13 protein-coding genes, 2 tRNA genes and 2 pseudogenes are annotated in these 14998 nt (G+C 57.5%); 12 read left to right on the forward strand and 5 right to left on the reverse strand.

Features of this window, described 5'->3' with window-relative positions:
• Window positions 1–346 precede the first annotated feature (346 nt).
• The 4 genes from JTJ32_RS19360 to JTJ32_RS19375 all read left to right on the forward strand — a co-directional run bounded on the left by JTJ32_RS19360 (window position 347) and on the right by JTJ32_RS19375 (window position 6237).
• Window positions 347–1309: a GlxA family transcriptional regulator gene (locus JTJ32_RS19360; protein WP_210042981.1), complete on the forward strand. Its 963-nt coding sequence runs from the start codon at window positions 347–349 to the stop codon at window positions 1307–1309.
• Between the two features lie 77 nt (window positions 1310–1386).
• Window positions 1387–2364, forward strand: coding sequence for an endonuclease (locus tag JTJ32_RS19365; protein ID WP_210042983.1), 978 nt, complete (start codon window positions 1387–1389; stop codon window positions 2362–2364).
• Window positions 2365–2419: 55 nt separating this feature from the next.
• Complete coding sequence (locus tag JTJ32_RS19370; protein ID WP_210042985.1) at window positions 2420–4126, forward strand: amidase; 1707 nt, start codon at window positions 2420–2422, stop codon at window positions 4124–4126.
• A 257-nt stretch (window positions 4127–4383) separates the two neighbouring features.
• Complete coding sequence (locus tag JTJ32_RS19375; RefSeq protein WP_210042987.1) at window positions 4384–6237, forward strand: ABC transporter ATP-binding protein; 1854 nt, start codon at window positions 4384–4386, stop codon at window positions 6235–6237.
• 50 nt (window positions 6238–6287) lie between these two features.
• Here JTJ32_RS19375 and JTJ32_RS19380 read toward each other — a convergent pair.
• A pseudogene (locus tag JTJ32_RS19380) lies at window positions 6288–6518 on the reverse strand (DUF4442 domain-containing protein); the annotation flags it as partial.
• Here JTJ32_RS19380 and JTJ32_RS19385 point away from each other — a divergent pair.
• Window positions 6510–7232, forward strand: a pseudogene (locus JTJ32_RS19385) (alpha/beta hydrolase); the annotation flags it as partial. The pseudogenes JTJ32_RS19380 and JTJ32_RS19385 sit on opposite strands and share 9 nt — an antisense overlap.
• Window positions 7233–7309: 77 nt before the next feature.
• On the opposite strand, the gene JTJ32_RS19390 reads toward JTJ32_RS19385, so the two are convergent.
• Window positions 7310–8173, reverse strand: coding sequence for an alpha/beta hydrolase (locus tag JTJ32_RS19390; protein WP_408004609.1), 864 nt, complete (start codon window positions 8171–8173; stop codon window positions 7310–7312).
• Between the two features lie 120 nt (window positions 8174–8293).
• On the opposite strand from JTJ32_RS19390, the gene JTJ32_RS19395 reads away from it, so the two are divergent.
• From JTJ32_RS19395 to ycaC, 3 genes are all read left to right on the forward strand, one after another.
• On the forward strand, window positions 8294–8893 hold the full coding sequence (locus JTJ32_RS19395; RefSeq protein WP_210042989.1) for a TetR/AcrR family transcriptional regulator: 600 nt from the start codon (window positions 8294–8296) through the stop codon (window positions 8891–8893).
• A gap of 146 nt (window positions 8894–9039) precedes the next feature.
• A complete protein-coding gene (locus JTJ32_RS19400; RefSeq protein ID WP_210042991.1) occupies window positions 9040–9498 on the forward strand; it encodes a thiol-disulfide oxidoreductase DCC family protein in 459 nt (152 codons plus the stop codon).
• Between the two features lie 165 nt (window positions 9499–9663).
• Complete coding sequence (ycaC, locus tag JTJ32_RS19405) at window positions 9664–10290, forward strand: isochorismate family cysteine hydrolase YcaC (protein ID WP_069142817.1); 627 nt, start codon at window positions 9664–9666, stop codon at window positions 10288–10290.
• A 499-nt stretch (window positions 10291–10789) separates the two neighbouring features.
• Here the strand turns inward: ycaC and JTJ32_RS19410 are convergent.
• Window positions 10790–10866: transfer RNA gene (locus JTJ32_RS19410), tRNA-Arg, on the reverse strand.
• A gap of 315 nt (window positions 10867–11181) precedes the next feature.
• On the opposite strand from JTJ32_RS19410, the gene JTJ32_RS19415 reads away from it, so the two are divergent.
• From JTJ32_RS19415 to JTJ32_RS19425, 3 genes are all read left to right on the forward strand, one after another.
• The gene (locus JTJ32_RS19415; protein ID WP_099229143.1) at window positions 11182–11424 is read left to right on the forward strand and encodes a hypothetical protein; all 243 of its coding nucleotides are present in this window, start codon (window positions 11182–11184) and stop codon (window positions 11422–11424) included.
• Between the two features lie 38 nt (window positions 11425–11462).
• Window positions 11463–11648, forward strand: coding sequence for a PA3371 family protein (locus JTJ32_RS19420; RefSeq protein WP_099229144.1), 186 nt, complete (start codon window positions 11463–11465; stop codon window positions 11646–11648).
• Between the two features lie 493 nt (window positions 11649–12141).
• Entirely contained in the window at window positions 12142–12468 is a 327-nt protein-coding gene (locus tag JTJ32_RS19425) for an Arc family DNA-binding protein (RefSeq protein WP_004884331.1), read from the forward strand.
• A gap of 149 nt (window positions 12469–12617) precedes the next feature.
• On the opposite strand, the gene mgtE is transcribed toward JTJ32_RS19425, so the two are convergent.
• Window positions 12618–14060 (reverse strand): magnesium transporter, encoded by a 1443-nt coding sequence (gene mgtE, locus JTJ32_RS19430; protein ID WP_210042993.1) that lies wholly within the window; start codon window positions 14058–14060, stop codon window positions 12618–12620.
• Window positions 14061–14383: 323 nt separating this feature from the next.
• Here mgtE and bamE point away from each other — a divergent pair, with 323 nt between their 5' ends.
• Window positions 14384–14878, forward strand: coding sequence for an outer membrane protein assembly factor BamE domain-containing protein (bamE, locus tag JTJ32_RS19435; RefSeq protein WP_210042994.1), 495 nt, complete (start codon window positions 14384–14386; stop codon window positions 14876–14878).
• A gap of 43 nt (window positions 14879–14921) precedes the next feature.
• Here bamE and JTJ32_RS19440 read toward each other — a convergent pair.
• A tRNA-Arg gene (locus JTJ32_RS19440) sits at window positions 14922–14998 on the reverse strand.

Consider the following 14998-nt stretch of genomic DNA (forward strand, 5'->3'; position numbering starts at 1 on the left):
CCAGACACATTCGACGATCCATCCGTGCGGACCTCGGGTTTTTCTCAGTTCACAACCTGCGCACTGTTCCGACTGTTGCGCGATAGCCGACAACATGGCCGATATCTCGTGGTTGAGATCAGCGTCCATTCTTGCCTCGAATTCCATGATGCTACTGACCAGACGTGACATGGCGTCAGTTCTCCGAACCTTCCAAAAAGATCAACGTGTACGGGGCAGTGCCCGAAGCCGCCGAAGAAAGCAGAATCAGGATAAATCGGCCCTTGATTCAATAAATGACAAAGCGTTGATCATTCCCGCCAAACTGATGAAGACCTCGCCGCCGCTGGCACTGGAGCACGTATAAATGCCTGCCAAGTCGATACAGTTCGTTGCCTACCCTCACGTCAGTCTTCTGGATCTCGCAGGGCCTCTGGATGTGTTCGTTGCTGCAAACCATCTCGCCAAAAGTGCCGATCTGCCTTACGCGCTCTCTGTTCTCGTCCTCGACTCCCCGACCGACATCTTCTGCAACTTCTCGTTGAGCGCCGAACACCTGTGCGCCGACACCACACCCGCGCACACGCTGATCGTTCCCGGCGGGCCAGGCATCCATGACTTCTGCAAGGACGCCAGATTCTTCAGCCACTTCGTCACGCATGCCGATAAGGCCCAGCGCCTGGTGTCAGTCTGTACGGGCGTGTTTGCTCTGGCGACTGCGGGCAAACTGGACGCACGGGAAGCCACCACTCACTGGTCCGCGTATGACGAACTGGAACATCGCTTCCCTGCCATCGAGGTCAGGCGCGGGCCGATCTTCATCAACGACGGGGATATCTGGACCTCTGCCGGGGTGACGTCAGGCATCGACCTGGCATTGGCCATCGTCGAGCAGGACCTCGGGCACTCAGCAGCCCTTGAAGTGGCCCGGCATCTGATCATGTTTCTCAAGCGTCCCGGCGATCAGGACCAGTTCAGTTCCTCGCTGGCGTTGCAATCGAAGAGCAGCCAGTTTTCCGACCTTCATGCCTGGATGAATGTGCACCTGTGTGATGATTTATCCGTTACCGCGCTCGCCAACTTCATGAACATGAGCGAGCGGACCTTCATCCGTAAATACAGTGAAAGTACGGGTCGTACACCGAGCCGAATGGTCGAGTCGATTCGCCTGGAAGCGGCGCGTCATTTGCTCGACACGTCGAACAAACCGCTCAAGGAAATCGCACAGCGCTGCGGCATGGGCAGCGAGGCAACGCTGATCCGCCGGTTCATCAAAGCCTTCGGCATCACACCCAGGGAACACCGTGCGCGCTTCAAGGCACAACTGTAATCGAGCCGAATCATACGTTTACCCTCAGGCTGTCATGAGTACAATGCGCGCCCCCTGAACCTGAAATATGCTGACTCATGAAATTTCTGTTTTACGTATTGACGCTGTCATTCCTCGCTATCAACCCCGCTTTCGCAGAGCCGCCTTCAACGTTTTCCGAAGCCAAGGTGGTTGCCAAACAAAAGATCTATCTCGATCAGGCCAGCAGCGCTCAGGGCGATCTGTACTGCGGCTGCAAATGGACCTGGGTCGGAAAATCGGGTGGCCGTATCGATGCCGGTTCCTGCGGCCTGCAGGCTCGCAAACAGGAGAACCGCGCAGCACGTACCGAATGGGAGCACATTGTTCCGGCCTGGACCTTCGGCCATCAGCGTCAGTGCTGGCAGAAAGGCGGGCGCGAATTTTGCGAAAACGATGACCCGGTGTTCAAGGCCATGGAGGCCGACCTGTTCAACCTTTACCCGGCAGTGGGCGAAGTGAACGGCGACCGCAACAATTACAATTACGGCATGGCCTCGGGCGTAGCGCCGCAGTATGGACAGTGCAAGACCAAGGTCGATTTCCAGCAGAACGTTGCCGAACCGCGTGACGAAGTGAAAGGCATGGTCGCACGTACCACTTTTTACATGTTCGATCGGTACAACCTGAACATGTCGCGTCAGCAGCAACAGCTGTTGATGGCCTGGGACAAGCAATACCCGGTGACGGCGTGGGAAAAGGAACGTGACCGTCGCATCGCAACCGTCATGGGGCACGCCAACCCGTTCGTCAGCCGCGCCCGTACCTGGACCCAAGGCTACAAGCCGGTCGGCGACGGTGTGGTCAGCGCCATTGCGCAGAAAACCGCGCAGACCAAGACGCAGCCTGACGCGCAGAAGCCTGCGACCCGCGCATCCTCGGCAGGCGTGATCATCGGCAACCTCAACAGTCACATCTATCACCTGCCTCAGGGCTGCCCGAGCTACGATAAAGTCTCGTCGAAAAATCGGATATCCTTCGACTCTGAATCCAAAGCCAGGGCGGCGGGCTATCGCAAAGCAGCAAACTGCACCTGAGTGCACACAACGCGAGCGCCTGTGCCGTTCCTTATAAGCCGTCGGTGAGAATCCCATGATCGAAGTCACAGAAGTCTCCATTGCCGAGCTGCGCGCGGCGCTTGAATCCGGCAAGACCACTGCGGTCGAGCTGGTTCAGGCGTACCTTGCACGCATCGAAGCCTATGACGGACCGAACACTGCCACCGCACTGAACGCCCTCGTGGTACCGAACCCCGAGGCGCTTGCCGAAGCGCAAGCCTCTGACGCGCGTCGTGCGAAAGGCGAAACACTGGGACCGCTCGACGGCATTCCCTATACCGCCAAGGACAGCTATCTGGTGAAAGGTCTGACTGCCGCCTCGGGCAGCCCGGCCTTTGTCGATCTGGTCGCGCAGAAAGATGCCTTTACCATCAGCCGCCTGCGTGACGCCGGGGCCATCTGTCTGGGCAAAACCAACATGCCGCCGATGGCCAATGGCGGCATGCAGCGCGGCGTGTATGGACGCGCCGAAAGCCCCTACAACGCGAGCTATCTGACCGCGCCCTTCGCCTCCGGCTCGTCCAACGGCGCAGGCACGGCCACCGCCGCCAGCTTCGCAGCGTTCGGGATGGCCGAGGAAACCTGGTCCAGCGGACGCGGCCCGGCCTCCAATAACGGTCTGTGCGCCTACACCCCTTCGCGCGGCGTGATATCGGTGCGCGGCAATTGGCCGCTGACGCCGACCATGGACGTCGTCGTGCCCTACGCCAGAACCATGGCAGACCTGCTGGAAGTGCTGGACGTGATCGTCGCCGAAGACCCCGAGACACGCGGCGATCTTTGGCGTCTGCAGCCTTGGGTGCCGATTCCGTCAGTAGCTTCCGTACGCCCTGCCGCCTACACCGAATTGAGTGCTGGCGCAGAAAGCCTGGCTGGCAAACGCTTCGGTGTGCCGCGCATGTACATCAATGCCGACCCTGACGCAGGCACCGCCGAAAAGCCCGGTATTGGCGGCCCGACCGGCCAGCGCATCGTCACCCGCCCTTCGGTGATCGATCTGTGGGAAGACGCACGTCAGGCCCTGGTTGCAGCAGGCGCCGAAGTGATCGACGTCGACTTCCCGCTGGTCTCCAACTGCGAAGGTGATCGTCCCGGCGCGCCAACGGTGTTCACCCGTGGACTGGTCTCGAAAGCGTTTATGCAACACGAACTGTGGGACCTTTCCGCCTGGGCATTCGATGACTTCCTGCGCGCCAACGGCGACCCGGCGCTGAACCGCCTCGCCGATGTCGACGGGCCGAAAATCTTCCCGCACGATCCCGGCACCCTGCCCAATCGTGAAGACGATCTGGCGGCAGGCATGGACGAGTACGTGCGCATGGCCGAGCGCGGCATCACGCCCTGGAACGAAATCCCGACGCTGCCGGACGGCCTTCGCGGGCTGGAACAGACCCGCCGCATCGACCTCGAAGACTGGATGGAAAAACTCGGGCTTGACGCTGTACTGTTCCCGACGGTGGCCGACGTCGGACCCGCCGATGCGGACGTCAACATCGAATCCGCCGACATCGCCTGGAGCAACGGTGTCTGGGTGGCCAACGGCAACCTCGCCATCCGCCACCTGGGCGTCCCGACCGTTACGGTGCCAATGGGCCTGATGGCCGACATCGGCATGCCTGTCGGGCTGACGTTTGCCGGTCGTGCATATGACGACTCCAACCTGCTGCGTTTTGCCTCGGCGTTTGAAGCCACGGGCAGCAAACGCGTGATTCCGCCCCGCACGCCACCGCTGGGTAACTGACGCCGTTATCAGGGGTTTTGCGCCCGCCATGAGTGCGGGCGAATGCCCATGAAACCCGTGTTACCAAGACCTCTCGCTGCACCTTCATCTCTTGCTGATCCAATCCGGGTGCAACCCCTGCTCTTGCAGCAGGTCTGCTACTGACTGACTTTATGCACAGCTTCACTTTTGATCATTGAGCGCGGCACCTTGTCCCGGAAGCTCAACGTACAGCGCAACGACAGGATCGCTTTAACTGATTCCCATGGAGACTGCTGATGCTTCAGGCATTTGAAAAACGGCTTGACCCTTTCCCACCCGACGAGACACCACCACCGCCTGAAGGCCTGGTGAAATTCCTCTGGGCCTGCACGCGGGGCGCCCGGGGCTACATCCTCGCGCTGGCGTTACTGGGCGCCAGTGTGTCGATCTACGAAGCCTGGCTGTTTTCCTTCCTCGGGCAGGTCGTGGATCTGCTCTCGACCTGGCAGGCTGGCGGTGAGGTGAGCGGGCAGGAAAGTCGAGTGCTGTGGGGCATCGGCATCGTTCTGGTGGTCAGCATCGGGCTGGTGGCATTAAGAACCATGGTTCAGCATCAGGTACTGGCGATCAACCTGCCGCTGCGGCTGCGCTGGGATTTCCACCGATTGATGCTGCGACAAAGCCTTTCGTTCTTTTCCGACGAGTTCTCCGGCCGGGTCACGACTAAGGTGATGCAGACGGCACTGTCGGTCCGTGAGGTGCTGTTCACCCTTATCGAGATCGCGCCTGGCATCGGGGTGTATTTCATTGCGATCATCGCGCTGGCGGGCGGCTTCGACTTGAAACTGATGCTGCCTTTCCTTGCCTGGATTGCGTTGTTCGGCCTGGCCATGATGTATTTCGTGCCCCGTCTGGGAAAGGTCGGCCAGGAACAGGCCAACGCACGATCATCAATGACCGGACGTGTTTCGGACGCCTACACCAACATCACGACGGTGAAGCTGTTCTCCCATTCCAAACGTGAAGCGCACTTCGCGCGCGCGGCGATGGAGGATTTCAAACAGACCGGCTTTCGCCAGATGCGTCTGGTGAGCCAGTTCGAGATCGTCAATCAGGCGCTGGTAGTCGCCCTGATCATGGGTGCTGGCGGCTACGCCCTGTATCTCTGGCATCAGGGTGAAGTCGGCACGGGCGCAGTGGCGGCTATCACTGCCATGGCGCTACGCGTCAACGGCATGTCGCACTGGATCATGTGGCAAATGACGTCGCTGTTCGAAAACATCGGCACGGTGCAGGACGGCATGGAAACCCTGACCCGCGGTCCCAAGGTTCAGGATGCACCGGACGCAGGCGTGCTGGTTACCTCTGGCGGCGCGGTGACGTTCGACAAGGTGAGCTTCAACTACAACGGCGAGCGTCAGGTGCTCGATGGCCTGAATCTGAGTATTCGTCCGGGCGAGAAAATCGGTCTGGTGGGCCGTTCCGGCGCGGGGAAATCCACACTCATCAACCTGTTGCTGCGCTTCTACGACGTGGACAGTGGCGAAATCCGCATCGACGGGCAGAACATCGCGCACGTCACCCAGGACAGCCTGCGTAGCGCAATCGGGATGGTCACGCAGGATACGTCGCTGCTGCACCGCTCGATTCGCGACAACATCGCTTATGGCCGACCGGATGCGACCGACGAGGATATCCGCAGGGCGGCGATCAACGCTCAGGCCGACGGTTTCATTAATCAGTTGACCGACAAGCAAGGCCACAGCGGCTATGACACGCTGGTGGGTGAGCGCGGTATCAAGCTGTCGGGCGGCCAGCGCCAACGCATCGCCATTGCGCGGGTCATGCTCAAGAACGCCCCGATTCTGCTCCTTGATGAAGCCACCAGCGCGCTGGATTCGGAAGTCGAAGTGGCCATTCAGGAAAGTCTCGATGAAATGATGCAAGGCAAGACCGTCATCGCCATCGCCCATCGCCTGTCCACCATTGCGGCAATGGACCGGCTCATCGTGATGGATGACGGGCGCATCATCGAGCAAGGCACTCACAGCGAACTGCTCGAAAGGAACGGCACCTACGCGCGGTTGTGGCAGCACCAGAGCGGCGGTTTTCTGGGAGAAGATCAGGGTGTGGCCGAGGTGATGGAATAGGCTGAAAATCCGTTCGCCCACCGCAACGGCGGGCGAACACTTTCTGAAGGTCAGCCCAGCTTCACATTCATCGTGATGCGTGCGGTAAACACCTTTACATCGTTCTCGTCGAAGATATCGACCGGCACCACCTTGTCACCCGACGACACCCAGTCAATCTCGTTGCCGTCTGCAATCGCATGAATCGATGTCTTGGCCTTGGCCAGATACTCAACCGTCATGCCTTTCGGAATCCAGCGAGCGCCTGCCGGTATCGACACCTCGGTCATCATCCCCCCCGCCTCAAAACCGACGCAGTGGTGATGTACATCCACGGCGGCGCCTACATTGTCGGGCGTCCGGACGGCTACCACGGCATCGGCGGCAACTACGCGAAAATGCTCGGCGCTCGCGTTTACATGCCGGACTACCGCCTTGCACCGGAACACACATTTCCGGCATCCATCGACGACACACTGCGCGCCTACGAGTGGCTGCTTGAGCAGAAAATCCCGGCCAACAGGATCGCCTTTTCAGGCGAGTCGGCAGGCGGAGCGATGGTGGTCAGCGTGATGGTGGCGGCCAAATCCAAAGGGCTTCCGTTACCGGCGGTGGGCTCTTCAATCTCGCCGTGGGCAAACCTCGAACACACCGGCGCTTCCATGAGCAATCGAGAAGGTCTGGACCCGCTGAACGCCAAGTCGGTGCTGGACATACTGGCCAGAACGTTTTTGGGCGACACGCTTGCCAACCACCCGCTGGCCTCGCCGGTTTTTGCCGATGTCACTGGGCTTCCACCCATTCTGGTGCAGATCGGCGAGAACGAATTGATGCTGAGTGACGCGATGCGCCTTGCCACTCACCTGGCGGACAACCGCGTTCGTGTGAACCTGGAAGTGTGGCCTGCGATGTTCCATGCCTGGCATTTCTACGCCGCCATGCTGCCCGAGGGTCAGCAGGCAATGGAGAACTCTGTACGCTTTATCGAGACGGGCCTGGCTGATGCCAGCCGCTGAGTCACGTCAAACCGCGGTGGCTTGCCGGTTGCCGCAGCCTGCACACTGTCCGAACGGCTATTCAATCCACCTGGCCTTTAACGGTTTTCTGGCTTGATAAAGTTCATGACCTCGTTGATAACCGAAGGATGATCAAGCAAGCGATTGTGCCCCAACCCTTCAGTCGTGAAGAGCCGCGCGCCCGGCCAAAGCTTTGCAAACCGGGCCCCCTTCTCCCATGGCGTCTCGCGGTCATTTCGATCATGGATGATCAGCGCAGGGCCTTTCATCAAGGGCAAACGCAAAGCGCCTTCATACTCAGCGAACCGGCGCCCCGTCACCGAGTACAGGTACGCTTCAAACGAAGTGAATGCCTTGGGCGAGATTCCTGCGGTCTCAAACTGCCGAGTGGCATTCTCTGAAATCGCCACGAATGGCGCGATGAGCACAAAGCGCTCTGGGCACCACTCCTCATCCTGAGCAAAAACCACGGCAGAGGCGCCCATGGAGTGTCCGATGAAGACTGCCGGTTTTCCGAAATGGCGTCCCACCCGCTGAATCATCTCGACGAACAACGGCAAATGATTGGTTTTTCCGCTGCTTGCTCCATGAGCAGGTTGATCGAAGCCGACCACTGCATACCCCATTGATCGCAGCATCGGAATCCATTCGGCGAAACGCAACGCGTAACTTGACCAGCCATGCGCGAGCAGCACATAAGGCTCACGCGAAGGATCACCCCATTGGTAGGTCGTTATATTGATACCGGCCAACGTCAGGGTCTCGGTATGTACGCCCAGTGACGCCTTCAGGGCTGATGCGACCTTCGAACGTTCAGCAGCCTGCGGCGTGATGAATCGCCGGGCGAGGTATTTTCCGGTAGGGCCTGGTAACACCTGACTGGCTAGCCTCAAGAGAAACAGCTGAGTCAACATACGGATTTTTCTGCTGAGCTTTTTCACGGCAACTCCTCGTGCAGATCAGGTGATCTGACGCGATTAAAACAGCGCATCTTGTCAGTGACAAGATAACCAGAGGAGAATGCCGGATAACTTTTATTTTAATAACCGGGGAAATGCCCTATGCCGAAATCAGAAGCGACCCGCGCCTACCATCATGGAAACCTGGCTGCTGTTATACGTCAGGCGGCGTGGGACATCGTTGGAGAATCGGGAGTGCGGGGGCTTTCGCTGCGTGAATGCGCACGACGAGCCAATGTTTCCCACTCGGCACCCGCCCATCATTTTGGCTCGATGGATAATCTGCTTTCCGAAGTGGCTGCCGACGGCTATGAGCGACTGATAGAAATCATCAGCGCCGTTCAGAGCGAAATAAAAGACCCCATGATGGGTGCCGGGCTTGGGTACGTGAAGTTCGCGACCACCTACCCGCATCACTTCCGACTGATGTTGGGCGGCGATGGCGCGTCCCGCTCATTGCCCAGACTTCTGAAATCCGGCGAAGCCGCACTTCAACAGCTTCGACAGTCGATTCGCACGGCATGGATCACGCTGAATGGTGCGGAGCCTGATCCGGCACTGCTCGAACAACGTACCCTGCTTGCCTGGAGCACGGCTCATGGCTACGCCTCGTTGGCGATAGACAGAAAACCGGAAGAGATGTCCAACATTCCGCCTGAAGTCGTATTCAAGCCGATGACCTCAATATTGCTGGCACCGTGATTGATGGGTGCATAGAAACGAATGGCTATGGATTGCAACACAGCACCAGCCCGCGACCTGACGCTTGCGGGATCTGACGGAACCGAGTTGCCTGAATCTGTTCTGAAGCTGAGAACGCCACCTAAGCCGCTACGGGACACTCATCGATGTACGAGAACATAAAGTGGCCTCTGACGCTCTACTTTGACGGTGAATGCCCACTCTGCGCGCGCGAAGTCAAAATCCTGCGTGCGCGTGCTGCACCTGATCGCCTTTATTTCGTCGATATCAGTGATGAAGCCTTTGATCCCCAGGCCACGGGATACACACTCGAACAAATGGAATCAGCCCTCCACGCCAGGTTTGACGACGGGACGTGGGTGACAGGCCTGGACGCAACGCTCTGGAGCTGGCGAGCAGCGGGCCTCGGCGTCTGGGCTGCACCGTTGTCGTGGCGTTTATTCAGGCCGCTGTTCAACGTGGCCTATCGGCTCTTCTGCCGCTGGCGCCCGCATCTGGCATGGCTGCCTCATCCCGATGGCAGCACTCGCTGCCGGAACAACAGCTGCGCCCTTCCTGGTACAGATACCAGTTCGCAGGACCAGCGACCGTCCGATAAAGGCTGATATTTTCTTGAATATCTTCTGACACGCTGGGGTTAACCCCTTCAATTGTCTCCTTCAAGTTGACAGACAAACCTTTTTCGAATGCTTTTTCAACGTTCAGATGGACATTAATCTAGCCACACGTTGAAACGACAGCCACTCACCACTTCGAAAAAGGATTCCACCATGACCAACGCCACTTACAACCGCCTGAACAAAGACGACGCCGTAGTTCTGCTGGTCGACCACCAGACCGGTCTTATTTCGCTGGTGCAGGACTTCACGCCAAATGAATTCAAAAACAACGTTCTGGCGTTGGCCGACGTGGCGAAGTTCTTTGAGCTGCCAACCATCCTGACCACCAGTTTCGAACAAGGCCCGAATGGTCCGCTGGTACCGGAACTCAAAGAGATGTTCCCGGACGCGCCATACATCGCTCGCCCTGGCCAGATCAACGCCTGGGACAACGAAGACTTCGTCAAGGCGATCAAGGCCACTGGCCGCAAGCAACTGATCATTGCCGGTGTGGTGACGGACGTTTGTGTCGCCTTCCCGACCTTGTCGGCGCTGGCTGAAGGCTTTGATGTGTTCGTGGTGACCGACTCTTCCGGCACGTTCAACACGGCTGTGCAGCAGGCCGCCTGGAACCGCATGACCCAGGCCGGCGCGCAGATGATGAACTGGTTCTCGGTGGCGTGTGAGTTGCAGCGTGACTGGCGCAACGATATCGAAGGTTTGGGCAATCTGTTGTCGCAGCGTATTCCGAACTATCGGAACTTGATGAACAGTTATGCTGCGTTGACTGCACGCTGATCCAGCGAACCGCTGCTCTCTTCGAAAGAGGACAGCGGTAGCAGCCTTGGCTGCACTGGCGATCGAGCCCATTCGGGAAAGGCTTTTATGGGAGACGAGAAAACGGTTTTTTCGATGATGATCCTGACATTTGGTCATCAGCAGAAAAGAATGAATTCTCAGCCCGAGAAGAAATGCGGAAACCGAAAGCCCAGATCCACGTGCGATCCCCAGACGTTGCTCAGCAGTCGCTTTACCCATTTCGACGGCAGTTACTCGTCAGCGACCACAAGGATCAAGAGCGCATGGGCTTTGTACACGAGGCGAACGTAGTTATTCCTGCGTTCGCTACGTGTCAGGTAGCGGTAGAAACGTTGTCAGAGCCTTGCGGCTTGACGACCCTCTCAAAAGCGCACCTCCATGAGGTGGCAAACAACATCGCTGATTTCGCTGCTGCACCCGCCATGCACCCATGACGTTTTGAGCCGTTGCAGACGATAGCGGAAAGGCCTGAATAATATGGTGTCCCAGGCGGGGTTCGAACCTGCAACCTTCCCCTTAGGAGGGGGATGCTCTATCCAATTGAGCTACTGAGACACGGGTGCCAGCACACCGATTGGTGCCAGCGAGGACGGCGAGCATCTTAACGATCTGAAGCGGTTTTGTCATGTCGTCATTGCCCGCCAGCGGCGTAGTCCCTATCCGCAGGACATGCCCTACTCAGGCCGGTCATGCATTTTGCACTACCCCAAAAAGCCATCATTGCAAAACGCAAGAGACAGGCATTTTCATTGATGCTCAACATATTGTTTTTAAAGGAATTTTTTCTTAATTTCAGTTGGCATGCAGACTGCATTATCAGTATCAGCGAACCACCCCTCCCTTATGATGTCCGGGCACAGGTACTGAACAATGAACATGACTCTCTCAGCGTTGAATGCAGCAGCTCTGGTAGCCCTCATTGCTTTTCATTTTCAGGACACGGGCATCAAGAACGATCAGATGAGCGTGCAGCAGTCCCCTATTCATCATCAGCTGAGCCGGGCACCTCAACTGGCCGTGATGACTGACAGAAGCGCCAATACAGCTATGCTGACCAATGACGCTCAGGAAAACCTGCAGGCTCCACGCGCCGAACAGCGCTGGGTTTTCTGAAACCGTCACACATAGCCCACCTTCACGAGAGAGTAGCCATGTCGAAATCCGCTTTGTCCTTCATGATCCTGGCACTTATGGCGGTTGCCGTTGATCTGCTTCTTCCCCTTCAGTCTCAGGCTTTGAGCACAGCGGCGAAAATTGGTGCTGGCGTGTTCGCGAGTCTTTTTGTTGTTGCGCTGGTAGTCGGTCGTCGCTTCAAATTCGATCCGGTTCTACGCTGAGCGCTGGCCTGTCATCTGCAACCTGCTGATGGTTGTGCTGGTCGGTGATGCTCACAGAGCGCTCTGACCGGATCATCGGCTCTGCCGGACGCACTTTCCGGTACTTGGCCCACGCCACCTCCCTCCCCCTCTTCTATCCGTCTGCCAGACCTTACGTTTGTCGGCCTGCATTCGTGTTCCCGGCCTTTACCTTCTACGCTGAGGACAGATAGCCATCATGGCAAAAAGTAGTCAGGCGGGGATCTTGCTATCGGTTGGGCGGTTTTGATTGTTTTTACAAATCCGTTCGCAATTCTGATAATTGGTGCTGGCTAATCGCCTTTATCTGAGTCAATATTTGTCACAGAATTGACGCCAAGGATTCGACGGAATGGGGGATGATGCAGCCCCTTTCGATAATGCGGTGGAACATTTGGCCAAAATGACTGTCAGAAGCTCACAATCTTGCGGCCACTTGCTAGAACCGCTTCCCCTGAACTAACCGGTTAAATATATGAGCCCTATGAAACAGGCTACTTATTCCAGCCGCACGGCTGACAAGTTCGTTGTTCGCCTACCAGACGGCATGCGTAATCGCGTGCAAGAGGTAGCCAAGAATCATCACCGCAGCATGAACTCGGAAATCATTGCTCGCCTCGAACAAAGCCTGATTCAGGAAGGCGCCCTTGGCGACGAGCCAAGCATGCGTCTGGACAGTCCTGAGCTGTCTTTGCACGAACGTGAGTTGCTGCAACGCTTCCGCCAGCTTTCGCACCGGCAGCAGAACGCGCTGGTGTCGCTGATTGCACATGACACGGAACTTGCTTCAGAAGAGTCGTGACAGTTAGCAAAGAGTACAAGGCCGGCGAAAGCTGGCCTTTTTTGTTCTGGGATCTGCCCATTAGTTGCTGTAGGAAACTTCACTGCACCATGTAAGCCACATCTCAAACAAAAAAACCGCCATTCAGGCGGTTTTTTATTGGGTGTTTTTTAAAGCAGAAAGATGGTCGCCAGCCCTAGAAAGATAAAGAATCCGCCACTGTCGGTCATCGCCGTAATCATGACGCTGGCACCCATGGCTGGATCCCGACCCAGCTTTGCGAGCGCCATTGGAATGGAAACGCCCATCAGCGCAGCCAGCAGCAGGTTGAGTGTCATGGCCGCCGTCATCACCACGCCAAGCGACCAACTGCCGTACAGCATGTAGGCCACCACGCCGATCACCCCACCCCACAACAGACCATTGATAAGGCCGACCGCAAGCTCTTTACGCAATAGCCGCGAAGTATTGCCGACATTGACCTGGTCCAGCGCCATGGCGCGGACAATCATGGTGATGGTCTGGTTACCGGAGTTGCCGCCAATGCCGGCAACGATAGGCATCAGGGCGGCCAGGGCCACCAGTTTCTCGATGGAGCCTTCGAACAGACCAATCACACGGGACGCCAGAAAAGCGGTGATCAGATTGACCGCCAGCCATGCCCAGCGGTTGCGCAGCGAGCGCCACACGGAGGCGAAGATGTCTTCTTCCTCACGCAGACCTGCCATATTGAGGACTTCGCTTTCGCTCTCCTCACGAATCAGATCGACCATTTCATCGATGGTCAGACGGCCGATCAGCTTGCCGTTCTTGTCGACGACAGGCGTGGAGATAAGGTCATAACGCTCGAACGCTTGCGCGGCCTCGTAAGCGTCGTCTTCCGGATGAAAGCTGACCGGGTCGTTGGCCATGACTTCACCAACCTGCTTTTCCGGGTCATTGACCAGCAGACGCTTGATCGGCAGAACACCCTTGAGCACGCCATCGACATCCACAACGAACAGTTTGTCGGTATGGCCGGGCAGCTCCTTGAGCCTGCGCAGGTAGCGGAGCACGACTTCCAGGCTGACATCCTCACGGATGGTCACCATTTCGAAGTCCATCAGTGCGCCGACCTGGTCCTCATCGTAGGACAACGCAGAGCGGACACGTTCACGCTGCTGCGAATCCAGGGCTTCCATGAGCTCATGAACCACATCACGCGGCAGCTCGGGGGCAAGGTCGGCGAGTTCGTCGGCGTCCATGTCCCGGGCGGCGGCGAGCAGCTCGTGATCATCCATGTCGGCGATCAGGGTTTCACGAACGGAATCCGACACTTCCAGAAGGATGTCGCCGTCGCGCTCGGCCTTGACCAGTTGCCAGACGGAGAGACGGTCTTCCAGAGGAAGTGCTTCAAGAATATAGGCGACGTCGGCAGAGTGAAGGTCGTCAAGCTTGCGCTGCAGCTCGACGAGGTTCTGCCGGTGAACCAGGTTTTCTACCCGATCCTGATGCTGACCTTCCTGGCGGTGAGTCAGGTCTTCAACGATACGCTGGCGCTGCAGTAGCTCGATGACTTGAGCAAGACGATCCTGCAAGCTTTCCTGCGTTTTTTTGACTTCTCTTTCGGTCATAGGCGAACTCCACTCCCAGCAGCGGAGCACGCCGGGGAGATCAATCAGTTAATTCATGATTGGTGAAACAAACTATTGAGTAACTACTGGGTAAGTCCATGGAGGTATTCCACAAGCCCCGGCGGGGCTGACGGGCGCAATGATACACCGCTTTGAGCGAAGCGCACGCGGGAAATTCAGCCTGAAACAGGCGCTTGCGACGCAAACCTCAAACGTTATGCAGATCGGCAGGGGTTCGACGTCACATTCAGCCAACAAAACACGTTAGCCCGACACGAAGGCCGCCAGTACGCTGTCGCAATCGCTGCCATCAAGGACAAAACATGCCTATCACCCGCCATTTTCCACTGTGGAGCACCCTGCTCTGCCTGCCTTTGATCGCAGAGGCCAATACCGTGCAACGTTGCGAAGACGCTTCCGGCAATGTGATGTTCACGACACTGGGCTGCCCTGAGGGGCATGCCAGCCGCACACAGCGCGCCTTCAATCCGCCGCCTGGAAGCGTGCAGGACATGATGCTGCCATTCGCAGATGACAAAGAGACTCGGCGGGATCGATCTGCAAACAGGGAAATCGTCGTTGTCGGCCAGCGGGATGATGGTTGCGGCAATCGATTGAACGCCAATCAGCGTCGACAAGCCATCATCAACCAGCGCACGCCACCCGGCATGACGCAACGCGACGTCGAAAGCCTGCTTGGGCGACCGGACAAAGTGACCCATAACAATGGCGAGGTGCGTTACGTGTACAACCAGAAGAAAGGTCGCAGTAACACCGTGACATTCGATGAGAATGGGTGCGTAAAAGGAAAACGCTAGAAAGCAAAAAGCCCGTATCTTTCGATACGGGCTTTTTGGTGTTTGGTGCACTCGACAGGATTCGAACCTGTGACCGCTCGGTTCGTAGCCGAGTACTCTATCCAGCTGAGCTACGAGTGC

The sequence above is a fragment of the Pseudomonas alliivorans genome, from assembly GCF_017826695.1.
GTDB classification, from domain to species: Bacteria; Pseudomonadota; Gammaproteobacteria; order Pseudomonadales; family Pseudomonadaceae; genus Aquipseudomonas; species Aquipseudomonas alliivorans.